This window comes from Streptomyces sp. NPDC025833, assembly GCF_055558055.1.
Genome location: NZ_JBVHNF010000004.1, coordinates 80,621 through 94,934, shown reverse-complemented (window position 1 = coordinate 94,934; position 14,314 = coordinate 80,621). Strand labels below are relative to the sequence as shown.

At 73.5% G+C, this 14,314-nt stretch carries 11 protein-coding genes; 7 read left to right on the top strand and 4 right to left on the bottom strand.

What is annotated here, in order from left to right; translation table 11 throughout:
* Positions 1-29 precede the first annotated feature (29 nt).
* Complete coding sequence (locus tag ACZ4K2_RS07850; protein ID WP_467470633.1) at positions 30-917, top strand: DivIVA domain-containing protein; 888 nt, start codon at positions 30-32, stop codon at positions 915-917.
* A 159-nt stretch (positions 918-1,076) separates the two neighbouring features.
* On the opposite strand, the gene ACZ4K2_RS07845 is transcribed toward ACZ4K2_RS07850, so the two are convergent.
* Positions 1,077-2,573, bottom strand: a complete 1,497-nt coding sequence (locus tag ACZ4K2_RS07845) for an MFS transporter (RefSeq protein WP_467470631.1) — start codon at positions 2,571-2,573, stop codon at positions 1,077-1,079.
* A gap of 473 nt (positions 2,574-3,046) precedes the next feature.
* Between ACZ4K2_RS07845 and ACZ4K2_RS07840 the strand changes: the two genes are divergently transcribed.
* Positions 3,047-3,835 carry an ABC transporter ATP-binding protein gene (locus tag ACZ4K2_RS07840; protein WP_467470630.1) on the top strand — a complete coding sequence of 263 codons (789 nt, stop codon included), beginning with the start codon at positions 3,047-3,049 and terminating at the stop codon, positions 3,833-3,835.
* Entirely contained in the window at positions 3,832-6,408 is a 2,577-nt protein-coding gene (locus ACZ4K2_RS07835; protein ID WP_467470629.1) for an ABC transporter permease, read from the top strand. Before ACZ4K2_RS07840 ends, ACZ4K2_RS07835 begins: the two co-directional genes overlap by 4 nt.
* A 112-nt stretch (positions 6,409-6,520) precedes the next feature.
* Here the strand turns inward: ACZ4K2_RS07835 and ACZ4K2_RS07830 are convergent, their stop codons facing one another.
* Positions 6,521-7,072 carry a phospholipase A2 gene (locus ACZ4K2_RS07830; protein ID WP_467471239.1) on the bottom strand — a complete coding sequence of 184 codons (552 nt, stop codon included), beginning with the start codon at positions 7,070-7,072 and terminating at the stop codon, positions 6,521-6,523.
* Positions 7,073-7,522: 450 nt separating this feature from the next.
* On the opposite strand from ACZ4K2_RS07830, the gene ACZ4K2_RS07825 reads away from it, so the two are divergent.
* The 3 genes from ACZ4K2_RS07825 to ACZ4K2_RS07815 all read left to right on the top strand — a co-directional run bounded on the left by ACZ4K2_RS07825 (position 7,523) and on the right by ACZ4K2_RS07815 (position 11,811).
* Complete coding sequence (locus ACZ4K2_RS07825; protein ID WP_467470627.1) at positions 7,523-7,714, top strand: helix-turn-helix domain-containing protein; 192 nt, start codon at positions 7,523-7,525, stop codon at positions 7,712-7,714.
* 127 nt (positions 7,715-7,841) lie between these two features.
* The gene (gene mfd / locus ACZ4K2_RS07820) at positions 7,842-11,369 is read left to right on the top strand and encodes a transcription-repair coupling factor (RefSeq protein WP_467470625.1); all 3,528 of its coding nucleotides are present in this window, start codon (positions 7,842-7,844) and stop codon (positions 11,367-11,369) included.
* 82 nt (positions 11,370-11,451) lie between these two features.
* Positions 11,452-11,811 (top strand): MerR family transcriptional regulator, encoded by a 360-nt coding sequence (locus ACZ4K2_RS07815; protein ID WP_467470623.1) that lies wholly within the window; start codon positions 11,452-11,454, stop codon positions 11,809-11,811.
* 180 nt (positions 11,812-11,991) lie between these two features.
* Here ACZ4K2_RS07815 and ACZ4K2_RS07810 read toward each other — a convergent pair whose 3' ends face one another.
* The gene (locus ACZ4K2_RS07810; RefSeq protein ID WP_467470621.1) at positions 11,992-12,828 is read right to left on the bottom strand and encodes an SDR family NAD(P)-dependent oxidoreductase; all 837 of its coding nucleotides are present in this window, start codon (positions 12,826-12,828) and stop codon (positions 11,992-11,994) included.
* A gap of 259 nt (positions 12,829-13,087) precedes the next feature.
* Here ACZ4K2_RS07810 and ACZ4K2_RS07805 point away from each other — a divergent pair, with 259 nt between their 5' ends.
* Entirely contained in the window at positions 13,088-13,792 is a 705-nt protein-coding gene (locus tag ACZ4K2_RS07805) for an HNH endonuclease family protein (RefSeq protein WP_467471237.1), read from the top strand.
* Between the two features lie 15 nt (positions 13,793-13,807).
* On the opposite strand, the gene ACZ4K2_RS07800 is transcribed toward ACZ4K2_RS07805, so the two are convergent.
* On the bottom strand, positions 13,808-13,975 hold the full coding sequence (locus ACZ4K2_RS07800) for a hypothetical protein (RefSeq protein WP_467470619.1): 168 nt from the start codon (positions 13,973-13,975) through the stop codon (positions 13,808-13,810).
* Between the last annotated feature and the right edge of the window lie 339 nt (positions 13,976-14,314).

The window sequence follows — 14,314 nt, the reverse complement described above, 5'->3', positions numbered from 1 at the left end:
CGTGTGTCCGGTGGAGAGGGGTTCCCAGGGTGAGCAGCGCATCGATGCCGGCGGACGGCTTCGTGACCGTACGGGGGCGCGGCTACCGCCCCGAACAGGTCGACGCGTACCTGGAGGCGCTGTGCGAGGACCGGGACGCCGCCTGGGAGCGCGCGGCCCGGCTGACGGTGCTCGCCAAGGAGATGGAGGCGGAGGCCGTACGGCTGCGCGAGACCGTCGGCCGGCTCCGGCCGCAGACGTACGAGGCGCTCGGCGACCGTGCGCGGCGGATCCACCGGCTCGCGCTGGAGGAGGCGGCGGAGCTGCGCGAACGCACCCGGCGCGAAGCGGACAAGGTCGTCGCGGAGGCCGAGGCGCGCGCCGGCCGGGTCCGCCGGCACGCGCAGGAGGCGGCGGACGCGCTCCGCGCGGAGGCCGAGGAGCGGGCCCGGGAGCACCTCGTCGCCGCGCAGGCCGAGGCCGACGCCCTGCGCGTCGGCGCCCGGTCCGACGTGAAGGCGGAGCGCGGGGAGCTGCTGACCGCGCTCCGCGAGGCGCGGCACGGCACCACCGGCATCCTCGGCGAGCAGTCCCGTGAGCAGGCCGGCCGCTGGGCCGCCGTCGAGCGCCAGGAGGCCGAGCAACTGGCCGCGCTGGAGGCCCGGTATGCCGAGCGGGAGCGCCGGGCCGAGGCCGAGCTGCTGGCGGCCGAGCGGGCCCTCGCGGAGGCGCGGGAGTACGCGCCCCGCGCCGAGGCGGAGGCACGCGCGCGTGCCGACGCCCTCCTCACCGAGGCGCGGCTGTCCGAGGAGCGGATCGCGCTGGAGACCGAGCAGGTGCTGCGTGACCACGGTGACACCTGGGACGACGTCCAGGCGCACATGGACTCCGTGCGCGACAGCCTCATCTCGCTGACCGGCAGGGTGGCCATGGAGTAGCGCGGTGGCCCGCCGGGTTCCCCCACGGTCCGCCCCGCCACCGGGTCGCGCGCGGGCCGGGCGGCGCCGGGGCGCGCACCGGCCGGACGGCGCCGGGGCGCTCACTCCCGGAACGCGGTCGGCGGGGCGCTCGCGCCCGGAACGCGGTCGGCGGGGCGCTCACTCCTGGAGCACCGGGAACCGCCGGGGCGCCACCACCAGCAGCACCGCGAACGCCAGCGCCGCCGCGGCCGCCGCCCCCGCGTACACCGCGTGCACCGCCTCGGCGATCGCCCGCCGGGTCGCCTCCGCGGCCGTGCCCTCGTCCAGCGCGCGGGTGACGGAGTCCAGGTCGCCCGCGCCGCCCAGCCGCGCGGCCAGCACCCCGTTGGCGACGGCGCCGAACAGGGACGCGCCGAGGGTCTGCCCGGTCTGCCGGCAGAACAGCACGGAGGCGGTCGTGGTGCCCCGCTCCGACCAGCCCACGGTCGACTGCACGCCGACGATCAGCGGCAGCTGGAACAGGCCCAGCGCCCCGCCGAGCAGCAGCATCAGCACCGTCGGCTGCCACCACGAGCCGGGGTACGGCAGGAACGGGAAGGCGCACAGGATCAGCGCCGCCAGGCCGATCCCGCACAGCGCGGTGTCCCGGAACCCGATCCGCCGGTAGAGGTGCTGGCTGCACGCGGCGGACACCGGCCAGCTCAGCGTCCACACCGACAGCACGAACCCGGCGGACACCGGCCCGAGTCCGAGCACCGCCTGCGCGTACGTCGGCAGGAACACCGCCGGCGCCACCATCAGCAGGCCCAGCGCCCCGAGCGCCAGGTTGACGGCGGCGATCGTCCGGCGCCGCCACACCCAGCCCGGGATGATCGGCTCCGCCGCGCGCCGCTCCACCGCCACCACCACGGCGGCCAGGGCGAGACCCGCGCCGAAGAGGGCCAGCGACGGCGCCGACAGCCACGGCCAGGCGACCCCGCCCTGCACCAGGGCGGTCAGCAGCACACCACCGCACGCGAACACCGCGAGCGCCCCGCCCCAGTCCACGCGTGCGCGCGGCGCGGCCTCCCGCTCGGGTTCGTGCAGGTGCCGGACCACCAGCCACAGGGCCGCGGCCCCGATCGGCAGGTTGACCAGGAAGATCCAGCGCCAGTCGGCGTAGGCGGCCAGCACCCCGCCGAGGCCGGGGCCCGCCACCGCGGAGACCGCCCACACCGTCGACAGCTTCGACTGGATCCGCGGGCGCTCCGCCAGCGGATACAGGTCGGCGGCCAGCGTCTGCACGGTGCCCTGCAACGCCCCGCCGCCCAGTCCCTGCACGATCCGGAACGCGATCAGCGCCGCCATGTTCCAGGCCGTCGCGCACAGCAGCGACCCCAGCAGGAACACGGCCGCGCCGGCCACCAGCACCGGTTTGCGGCCGAAGGTGTCGGACAGCTTGCCGTACACGGGGAGGGTGACGGTGACGGCGAGCAGGTAGCCGGAGAACAGCCAGGAGAAGACGGAGAACCCGCCGAGGTCGCCGACGATCTGCGGCACGGCCGTGGAGACGACGGTGGAGTCGAGCGCCGCCAGCGCCATCGCGAGCATCAGCGCGGCGACCACCGCGCCGCGCCGCCGGGTGTCCGGGCGCCGGGCGGCGTCGCCGCGTATGGCCGGTGTCGTACTCCCCATCGCACACCCTCCGCGTGGTCCCCGTGGTCCCCGTGGTCCCCGACGGAAGCTACCCCGGTGCCCCCTGCACCCATGTCCCGGGCGGCGGCCTTCCGGGGCGGCCGGGCCGGCCCCGCGAGCGGCCGGGGGGTGGACGCGGAGCGCGCCGAAGGGTGGAGGAAACCCCGAGAACGGCTCCACCCGGCGGTGGAGCACCCCTAGGGGACCCTCCGTACTACGGCTCGGGGAGGGTTCGTCCCGGCGGAGGACGAGGCCGGCCGGGACCGCTCCCTAGTCTGGTTCCACGCCGCTGGGGGGTGGCGGACCGCACCGGCGGGGGTGGGGTTTTCCCCCGGTGAAGAAGGGGCTCCGCACCAGCGCGCGGCACCCCCGCCGACCGCGAGACTTCTCGACGTACCCGAGACGGCCCGGCGCACCGGCGCACACCACCGTCTTCCCGGGCGATCCCTTACGAGCGATATAGGAGACATACCGTGACAACGGCTGTGACCATTCCCAGGCACGGGGGCACTGGAGGGCGTACGGCCGTTGCGGCGCGGGCGCGGCAGGTCGTGAAGGCGTACGGGTCCGGCGAGACCCGGGTCGTCGCCCTGGACCACGTCGACGTGGACATCGCCCGCGGCCGGTTCACCGCGATCATGGGTCCCTCGGGGTCCGGCAAGTCGACGCTGATGCACTGCCTCGCCGGCCTCGACACGGTGACGGGCGGTCAGATCTTCCTCGACGAGACCGAGATCACCGGGCTGAAGGACAAGAAGCTCACCCAGTTGCGCCGGGACCGGATCGGCTTCATCTTCCAGGCGTTCAACCTGCTGCCCACGCTGAACGCCATCGAGAACATCACGCTGCCGATGGACATCGCCGGCCGCAAGCCCGACCGGGCCTGGCTGGAGCGGGTCGTGGAGACCGTGGGCCTGGCCGGGCGCCTCAAGCACCGGCCGACCCAGCTCTCCGGAGGCCAGCAGCAGCGCGTGGCCGTGGCCCGCGCGCTCGCCGCCCGCCCGGAGATCATCTTCGGGGACGAGCCGACCGGGAACCTCGACTCCCGCGCGGGCGCCGAGGTCCTGGGCTTCCTGCGCCGATCGGTGGACGAACTGGGCCAGACGATCGTGATGGTCACCCACGACCCGGTGGCCGCCTCCTACGCGGACCGGGTGCTGTACCTGGCGGACGGCCGGATCGTCGACGAGATGCACCAGCCGACGGCCGACCAGGTCCTGGACCGGATGAAGGACTTCGACGCGCGGGGGCGTACGTCGTGACCGTGCTGAAGACCTCCCTGCGCAACTTCCTCGCGCACAAGGGCCGGATGGCGCTCTCCGCGGTGGCGGTCCTGCTGTCGGTCGCGTTCGTGTGCGGCACGCTGGTGTTCACCGACACCATGAACACCACCTTCGACAAGCTGTTCCAGGCGACCGCGTCGGACGTCACGGTCAGTGCCAAGGACGCCTCCGACACCGGGGAGACCACCTCCCGCACCGGCAAGCCGCCGGTCGTGCCGGCCTCCGTGCTGGCCGGGATCCGCCGGACCCCGGGCGTGCGGGCGGCCGAGGGCACGGTGTTCTCCACCTCGGTGACCGTCGTCGACGTCCGCAACGCCAGGCTATCGCCCGACAGCGGCGCCCCCACCATCGTCGGCAGCTGGAACGGCAACGACGCCCGCACCATGGCGATCACCGCCGGTACGGCGCCCAAGGGCCCGCGGCAGGTGATGGTCGACGCGGACACCGCCGACAGCCATCACCTGAAGCTCGGTGACGAGATCGGCATCATCTCCGTCGTCGGCACGCACCGCGCGCGCGTGTCCGGCTTCGCCTCCTACAAGGTCACCAATCCCGGCGCGGCGATCTTCTACCTGGACACCGGGACCGCTCAGCGGGCCCTGGTCGGCAGCGCCGGCGTCTACACCAACATCAACGTCACCGCGGCCGAGGGCGTCACCGACGCCCGGCTGAAGGAGAGCGTGGCGGCCGGGCTCGGCCACCGTTACAAGGTGCAGACCGCCGAGGAGGTCGCCGCCGCCAACCAGAAGGACGTGCGGAGCTTCCTGGACGTCATGAAGTACGCGATGCTCGGCTTCGCCGGGATCGCCTTCCTCGTCGGCATCTTCCTGATCGTCAACACCTTCTCGATGCTGGTCGCCCAGCGCACCCGGGAGATCGGCCTGATGCGGGCCATCGGCTCCTCGCGTCGGCAGGTCAACCGCTCCGTGCTCGTCGAGGCCCTGCTGCTCGGCGTCGCCGGTTCCGTCCTCGGTGTCGGCGCGGGGGTCGGCATCGCGGTCGGCCTGATGAAGCTCATGGGCACCATGGGCATGCACCTGTCGACCGACGACCTGACCGTCGCCTGGACCACCCCGGCCCTCGGCCTGCTCCTCGGCGTGGTCGTGACCGTGCTCGCCGCCTGGCTGCCGGCCCGGCGGGCCGGCAAGGTCTCCCCGATGGCCGCCCTGCGCGAGGCGGGCGCCCCGGCCGACGCCAGGGCGGGCGTCGTACGGGCCCTGACCGGTCTGGCCCTGACCGCCGCCGGCGGCTGGAGCCTGTACGCCGCCGGCACCGCCGACCAGGCCAAGGACGGCTCGGCGTGGCTGGGCCTCGGCGTGGTGCTGACCCTGGTCGGCTTCGTCGCCGTCGGCCCCCTGCTCGCCAGCGGCGTGGTGCGCGTCCTCGGCGCGGTCCTGCTGCGCGTCTTCGGCCCGGTCGGCCGGATGGCCGAGCGCAACGCGCTGCGCAACCCGCGCCGCACCGGCGCCACCGGCGCGGCGCTGATGATCGGCCTGGCCCTGGTGGCCTGCCTGTCGGTCGTGGGCTCTTCGATGGTGGCGTCGGCCACCGACGAGCTGGACAAGTCGGTCGGCGCCGACTTCATCGTCCGGTCGGGCGACGGCGCCAAGCCCCTCACCCCGGCGACGGTGCGGGCGATCCGGGACGTCCCCGGCCTCACCGACGTCTCCCGGCTCAAGGAGGCACCCGCCGCCCTGACCCTGCCGGACGGCAGCTCCTCCCGGCAGGCACTGTTCGCCACCGACCCCGCCTACCCGAAGGACGTGCGCCGCACCACCCTGTCGGGCAGCCTGCCCGCCGTCTACGGGCGCGACGCGATGTCCGTCGGGTCGGACTTCGCCCGCGAACACGGCGTCAAGGTCGGTGACACCCTGCGGGCCGCCTTCGACGGAGGACGCACGGCCCGGCTCCGGGTGGTGGCCGTCACCTCCGACGACACCGCGATCGACAAGGGCAAGATGTACACGGCCGTCACCACGCTCGGCAGGTACATGCCGGCGAACCGGATGCCGCTGGACATCGCGGTGCTCGCCGGGCACGACGGGGACGAGCAGCAGGTCTACGCCGCGCTCAAGAAGGCGGTGGCCGCGGATCCGTCGGTGACGGTGATGAACCGGTCCGACTACAAGGACGACCTGCGCGAGCAGATCGGACAGCTCCTCGACCTGGTCTACGGCCTGCTCGGCCTCGCGATCGTGGTCGCCGTCCTGGGCGTGGTCAACACCCTGGCGCTGTCCGTGGTGGAGCGGACCCGGGAGATCGGGCTCATGCGGGCCCTCGGCCTCTCCCGGCGCCAGCTGCGCCGCATGATCCGGCTCGAATCGGTGGTCATCGCCCTGTTCGGCGCGCTGCTGGGGCTCGGCCTGGGCATGGGCTGGGGCGCGACCGCGCAGCGGCTCCTCGCCCTGGAGGGCATGAAGGTCCTGGAGATCCCCTGGCCGACGATCACCGCGGTCTTCGTCGGGTCGGCCTGCGTGGGCCTGCTCGCCGCGCTGGTGCCGGCGTTCCGGGCGGCGCGGATGAACGTGCTGAACGCCATCGCCACGGACTAGACGGCCCGCGACGGGGGGGGAACGGGGGCGGGCGGGGCACGGAGATCCACTCCGTGCCCCGCCCGTGTGTTCCCGCCGCCGGCCCCGGCCGGCGGCGGAAGGGTCCGGCGGGTCAGCCGGCGGCGCTGACCGCGCCGTAGTACACCCGCGCCTGCTTGCGGCAGGCCTTCTTCAGCTTCGCGCGCTGCGAGGCCGGCAGCGGGTCGGCCCACGGGCGGTAGTCGCAGACGCGGTACATGTCGTTCAGCAGCGCCGAGTCGACACGCTTCTTGTGGTGGTCCTTCTTGAACCAGTAGTTGCCGATGAGCGACTTGTAGTTGCGGTAGCCGAAGTCGTGGCGCCAGCAGGCGAACCGGAAGTCGTAGCCGCCGGGCATCGAGTCCGGGGCGTGCGTGCAGTAATCGGTCTTCCAGTTGAACTTGTACTTGTCGATCGACTGCTTGTGCCCCTTGTGGTCGCTCAGCGCCGTGAACCACCGCCCCTGCGAACCGGGGTTGTCCAGGGTGAGGTCCTTCAGCTTGGAGAGCTTCTGCGACTTGGTCACCGATGCGGTCACCGCGGGGGTGGACTTTCCGGCCGGTGCCGCGGCGGCCGCCAGGGCGGGCGTCGCGCCCGTGGCGAGCAGGGCACCCGAGAGGGCAATTCCGGTGAGAGTGGCACGCATCTTCGTCAAGGGTTTTCCTTTTCCGTCGAGGTGGCCGCAACACTGACATGTCCGCGTCGCCGCAAGCAATCCGATTAATCACCGGAAGTGCGGGCGGAGAATATGGAACAGGTAATTCCAAGGCGCTGACCTGGAGATTCACCGGAACGGCCGCCCCACATACCAGTCCTGCTATATGCCAGGTCCCGCATGTCCGGGCGCCCTCGGGCCCACCGTCCGACGGGCAAGCTCAAATCTTCCTCAAGTGATGCCTTTGCGGCCGGACGGTCGGATACTCTCGCGGGCGCAAAAGGCTCAGATCATCAATACATGACGAGCGATCCGGGAGTCATGGTGCAGCATCATCCACGGGGGATGGTCCGGGAACTCGCCGAGGAGAGGAAAATTCCGGGGGAAAGTCTTGAGGAATCCGTGGGGCGCGCCGTCCGGGAACGGCGCGGGAGAACGGGGATGACACAGGTACGGCTCGCCGAACTGTCCGGCATGACCCAGGCGGCCATATCCCGGCTGGAACACGGGAAATGCATGCCCACCTTCGCCCTGCTGGAACGCATTTCGACGGCGTTCGGCTCGGTGCTGCTCGTGGCGGTCGAACCCGGCCGCGGCGTCAGGGTCACCTTCGCCGAGGGGGACGCCGTCTGACCCCGGCCCCGGCCGTGCCCCGCCGGCCGACGGCGGGGCGGCCGGGCCCCGGGCGTCGTAGGCTGGCAGCCCCGGCCCGTGTCACGTGTCGGGCTGTCTGCGTTGCCCCACCCCGGATGGAAGCCCCATGAGCCTGCACGGTCTGCTGGACGCCGTCGTCAAGGACCCCGCCCTCGCGGAAGCGATCACGGCGGCGGTGGACGGCAACCGCATGCACGTCGACCTCGTCGGCCCCCCGGCCGCCCGGCCCTTCGCCATCGCCGCCCTGGCACGCGGGGCCGGCCGCCCGGTCCTGGCCGTGACCGCCACCGGCCGGGAGGCCGAGGACCTCGCCGCCGCCCTGCGCTCCCTGCTGCCCGAAGAGGGCGTCGTGGACTACCCCTCCTGGGAGACCCTCCCGCACGAACGGCTCAGCCCGCGCAGCGACACCGTGGGCCGCCGGCTCGCCGTCCTGCGCCGCCTCGCCCACCCCAGTCAGGACGACCCCGCGACCGGCCCGGTCTCCGTCGTCGTCGCCCCCGTGCGCTCGGTGCTCCAGCCGCAGGTCAAGGGCCTCGGCGACCTGGCGCCGGTGGCCCTGAGGTCCGGCCGGACCGCCGATCTGGGCCAGGTCGTCGAAGCCCTGGCGGCCGCCGCGTACGCGCGCGTGGAGCTGGTCGAGAAGCGCGGCGAGTTCGCGGTGCGCGGCGGCATCCTCGACGTCTTCCCGCCCACCGAGGAACACCCCCTGCGCATCGAGTTCTGGGGCGACGACGTCGAGGAGATCCGCTACTTCAAGGTCGCCGACCAGCGCTCCCTGGAAGTCGCCGAGCACGGTCTGTGGGCACCGCCCTGCCGCGAGCTGCTGCTCACCGACGACGTGCGCGCACGCGCGCGGGCCCTCGCCGAGGAACACCCCGAACTGGGCGAACTGCTCGGCAAGCTCGCCGAGGGCATCGCCGTGGAGGGCATGGAGTCCCTGGCGCCGGTCCTGGTGGACGACATGGAACTCCTGCTCGACGTGCTGCCCGCGGGCGCGATGGCCGTCGTCTGCGACCCCGAGCGGGTCCGCACCCGCGCCGCCGACCTCGTGGCGACCTCGCAGGAGTTCCTCCAGGCGTCCTGGGCGGCCACCGCCGGCGGCGGCGAGGCCCCCATCGACGTCGGCGCCGCCTCCCTGTGGTCCATCGCCGACGTCCGCGACCGCGCGCGCGAGCTGGGCATGATGTGGTGGTCGGTGTCGCCGTTCGCCGCCGACCTCGAACCGGAGGCGGACACCCTCAAGCTCGGCATGCACGCCCCCGAGACCTACCGCGGCGACACCGCGCGGGCCCTCGCCGACACCAAGGGCTGGCTCGCCGACGGCTGGCGCACGGTGTACCTCACCGAGGGCCACGGACCGGCCGCACGCACGGTGGAGGTGCTCGGCGGCGAGGGCATCGCCGCCCGCCTCGACGTCGACCTCGGCGACCTGCGGCCGTCCGTCGTCCACGTCTCCTGCGGCTGCATCGACCACGGCTTCGTCGACCCGGCGCTGCGGCTCGCCGTCCTCACCGAGACCGACCTCACCGGGCAGAAGTCCGCCGGCCGCGACGGCGCCCGCATGCCCGCCCGCCGCCGCAAGACGATCGACCCGCTCACCCTGGAGGCGGGCGACCACATCGTGCACGAGCAGCACGGCGTCGGCCGCTACATCGAGATGGTGCAGCGCACCGTGCAGGGCGCCACCCGCGAGTACCTCGTCGTCGAGTACGCCCCCGCCAAGCGCGGCCAGCCCGGCGACCGGCTGTACATCCCGACCGACCAGCTGGAGCAGATCACCAAGTACGTCGGTGGCGAGGCGCCCACCCTGCACCGCCTCGGCGGGGCGGACTGGACGAAGACCAAGGCCCGCGCGAAGAAGGCCGTCAAGGAGATCGCCGCCGACCTGATCAAGCTGTACAGCGCGCGGATGGCCGCCCCCGGCCATGCCTTCGGCACCGACACCCCCTGGCAGCGCGAGCTGGAGGACGCCTTCCCCTACGCCGAGACCCCGGACCAGCTCACCACCATCGCCGAGGTCAAGGACGACATGGAGAAGTCGGTCCCGATGGACCGCCTGATCTGCGGCGACGTCGGCTACGGCAAGACCGAGATCGCCGTACGGGCCGCCTTCAAGGCCGTACAGGACGGCAAGCAGGTCGCCGTCCTCGTCCCGACCACCCTGCTCGTGCAGCAGCACTTCGGCACCTTCTCCGAGCGGTACGCGCAGTTCCCGGTCAAGGTGCGGGCCCTGTCCCGCTTCCAGACCGACACCGAGGCCAAGGCCGTCCTGGAGGGCCTCAAGGAGGGCTCGGTGGACGTCGTCATCGGCACCCACCGGCTGTTCTCCTCCGAGACCAAGTTCAAGGACCTGGGCCTGGTCATCGTCGACGAGGAGCAGCGCTTCGGCGTCGAGCACAAGGAGCAACTGAAGAAGCTCCGCGCCAACGTGGACGTGCTGACCATGTCGGCCACCCCCATCCCGCGCACCCTGGAGATGGCGGTCACCGGCATCCGCGAGATGTCCACGATCACCACCCCGCCGGAGGAGCGCCACCCGGTGCTCACCTTCGTCGGGCCGTACGAGGAGCGGCAGATCGGCGCCGCCGTCCGGCGCGAACTGCTGCGCGAGGGCCAGGTCTTCTACATCCACAACCGCGTCGAGTCCATCGACCGGGCGGCGGCCAGACTGCGCGAGATCGTCCCCGAGGCGCGCATCGCCACCGCCCACGGCCAGATGTCCGAGTCCGCGCTGGAACAGGTCGTCGTCGACTTCTGGGAGAAGAAGTTCGACGTGCTGGTGTCGACCACCATCGTGGAGTCCGGCATCGACATCTCCAACGCCAACACCCTCATCGTCGAGCGCGGCGACAACTTCGGCCTGTCCCAGCTGCACCAGCTCCGCGGCCGGGTCGGCCGCGGCCGCGAGCGCGGCTACGCCTACTTCCTGTACCCGCCGGAGAAGCCGCTGACGGAGACCGCCCACGAGCGTCTGGCCACCATCGCCCAGCACACCGAGATGGGCGCCGGCATGTACGTCGCCATGAAGGACCTGGAGATCCGCGGCGCGGGCAACCTGCTCGGCGGCGAGCAGTCCGGGCACATCGCGGGCGTCGGCTTCGACCTGTACGTCCGCATGGTCGGCGAGGCGGTCGCCGACTACCGGCGCCAGCTGGAGACCGGCGAGGTCGAGGAGGCGCCGCTCGAGGTCAAGATCGAGCTGCCGGTCGACGCACACGTCCCGCACGACTACGCCCCCGGCGAGCGGCTGCGCCTCCAGGCGTACCGGGCCATCGCCTCGGCCAACTCCGAGGAAGACGTCAAGGCCGTCCGCGAGGAACTCACCGACCGCTACGGCAAGCTCCCCGAACCGGTGGAGAACCTGCTGCTGGTGGCCGGGCTGCGGATGCTGGCGCGCGCGTGCGGCGTCGGCGAGATCGTCCTCCAGGGCACCAACATCCGCTTCGCGCCGGTCGAGTTGCGGGAGTCCCAGGAGCTGCGGCTCAAGCGGCTCTACCCGGGCACGGTCCTCAAGCCGGCCGCGCACCAGGTGCTGGTACCGCGCCCGAAGACCGCGAAGGTCGGCGGCAAGCCGCTGGTCGGCCGCGAACTGCTGGCCTGGGTGGGCGAGTTCCTCACCTCGGTGCTGAGCTGACCGCCGGTGGGCGGGGGCATGGGAACGGGTTCCGGTACGGGCACGGGCGCGGGCGTGGGCGCGGACGGGTGGCGGGGCGCGGGTGCGGATCGGTGAGCTGGCCGGGGCGACCGGGGCGACACCGCGCGCCCTGCGCCACTACGAGCAGCAGGGCCTGATCACCTCCGGGCGCGCCGCCAACGGCTACCGCGTCTACGACGCCCGGACGGCCGTCCGCGTCCGCAACATCCGGCGGCTGCTGGAGGCGGGGCTGACCCTGGACGACGTACGGGTGTTCCTGCCCTGCCTGGACGGCGACGTGACCGCCTCACCCGCCTCCGCCAGGGGGATGGCGGTCGCCCGGGAACGGCTGGCCGTGCTGGACGCCCGCACCGCCGCACAGACGGCGGTCCGGGACCGGCTGGCGGCGGCGCTGCGACAGGCGGACGAGACCGTCCGCTGATCCGGGGGCCCTCCGCTGATCCGAGGCTCTCCGCGGGCTCCGGCCGGGTGCCCGGTGGGTCGGTGGCGGCGGACGGGGGTTCGGAGGCGGGGCACCGGCCGGGCATCCCGCGGTGCCCGGTGGGTGACGGCGGTGCGCCGGCCGGGAGGTGCCCGGCGGTGCGGCTGCGGGGGACGCCGGTCAGGCGACGACCGCGCCGCCGTCCACCGGCAGGACCACCCCCGTCACGAACGACGCCCGCGGGGACGCGAGCCCGGTGACGGCCCAGGCGACCTCCTCGGGCCGGCCGATCCGGCCGAGCGGGGTGTGGCCGAGCTGCCACCTGCGCAACCCGGCGACCTCCTCGGGGCCGAGCCCGCCGTGCTCGGCCATCGGGGTCTCGATCGCGCCCGGGGCCACGGCCACCACCCGGATGCCGTGCGGCGCCAGCTCCACCGCCCAGCTGCGGGTCAGCACCTCCAGCGCCGACTTGCCCGCCGCGTAGAGGGAGTTGTCCGGCCAGGCCCGCTGCCCCACCGACGTCGAGACGTTCACCACCACACCCCGGCTCTCCTCCAGCGCGGGCAGCGCGGCCTGGGTGAGCAGCACGGGCGCCAGCAGGTTGGTCTCCAGCAGGGGCCGTACCGACGCGCGCGTGCACTCGCGCAGGGACCCGGTGGTGAGGACGGCCGCGTTGTTGACGAGCACGTCGATCCGGCCGTACCGCTCCAGCGCGGCCCGCACGACGGTCCCGGGCCCGTCCTCGGCGGTCACGTCGGCGGTGAGCGGAGTGATCCCGGGGTGGCCGGCGGCGGTCTCGGCCAGGGGCGCGGGCCGGCGGCCGACGGCGACGACCCGGGCGCCCTCGGCGGCGAACGCGCGCGCGGTGGCCCGGCCGATACCGGTTCCGGCGCCGGTCACGACCACGGTACGGGGGCCCGGCGGAGCGGTTTGCGCGGACGGGGCGGTCCGCCCGGGAGCGTCCTGCCGGGCGGCGTCCTCGGCGCGGCGGGTGCGGGAGTGGCTGTTCTCGGTCATGCCGGGATCCTCGGACCCTGCCGCCGGTGACAAGGTCAAGCCCGGGCGCCCGCCCGGTCCGCGGACCCGGCGGACGCCGTGATTCCGCACTCCCTTCGCGGCCCCGAATGCCCCCCGCTGCGCCTGCATTGACACGCAAACGCCCCTTTACGCCCTATCTGGCAAGCGGCGCGGGGCAGTTACGGTGGATGGTGGAACAGTCCGCTCGCACGTGCGGGGCGGGCCAGGCGAGCGGAGGGGGCGCACCGTGAGGCGTCTGATGGGCGGAACGGTCAGCGCTGTGGCCATGCTGGTCGCCGTGACCGGGTGCAAGTCCGAGCAGACCAAGGGTGCCTCCGGCCCGGAGGAGACCGGGCGCGGGGGAGCGGCGCTGACCGCCGTCGACTCCCTCACCGTCAAAGGCCGCGCGCCCAAGACCGGTTACTCCCGCGAGCGGTTCGGCACCGCCTGGGCGGACACCGACTCCAACTCCTGCGACACCCGGGACGACATCCTCAAACGGGACCTGAAGCAGGTGAAGTTCTCCGGCGGCGACTGCAAGGTCTCCTACGGCCTGCTGGAGCCCGACCCCTACTCCGGCAAGGACATCACCTACCGGCGCGGCCGCAGCCAGGTCGACATCGACCACGTCGTCGCCCTGTCCGACGCCTGGCAGAAGGGCGCCAAGTACTGGGACGCCGCCAAGCGCATAGCCCTCGCCAACGACCCCCTCAACCTCATCGCCGTCGACGCGAGCACCAACCGCGGCAAGGGCGACGGCGACGCCGCCACCTGGCTTCCGCCCAGCAAGGCGTACCGGTGCGCCTACGTCGCCGCCCAGGTCGGCGTCAAGAAGAAGTACGGCCTGTGGGTCACCGGGGCCGAGCGGACCGCCATGAAGGAGGTCCTCGCCACCTGTCCGAACCAGAAGATCCCCACGGGCGGCAACCCGACGAAGGCACCCGAGCGCTTCCGGGCACGCTGACCCGGCCGTCCGGCGTCAGCCGCCCGGCGCGTCCAGGTCGATGATCGCGGGGACCGGCCGGCCGTCCTCCGCGAAGGTCAGGTGCTCCGGTTCCGCCGTACCGACGGACATCCGGGTCCGCTTCCCGGCCGGCACCGCCACGGCCGCGTCCGTGTCCGCCTCGGCCTCGCCCGTGCCGGGCACGCGAGCCGGCTCGGCGACCAGTCGGTGCGCGGGGTGTACGACGGCCTCACCGACGGCGCGGTCACACCCGGCTGGCCGCGCCCCACCCGGCTGGCCGCGCCCCACCCGACCGACCGGTCCCGACCGGCCAGTTCCGTCCGCTCCGCCCCGCCGCCCGCCCCCGCATCGCCACGACCCCGACCCGGCCCGACTCACCCCCACCCCACCCCACCCCGCACCGCCCGGCGCCGGCCCGTTCCGTTGCGTTCCCCTCCCGTTCCCCCGTCCCGCCCCCTCGCGGCCACCGGACAACGGTTCGGTACAACCCGGACCATGTGTCCCCGCCGGGCCATATGCTCG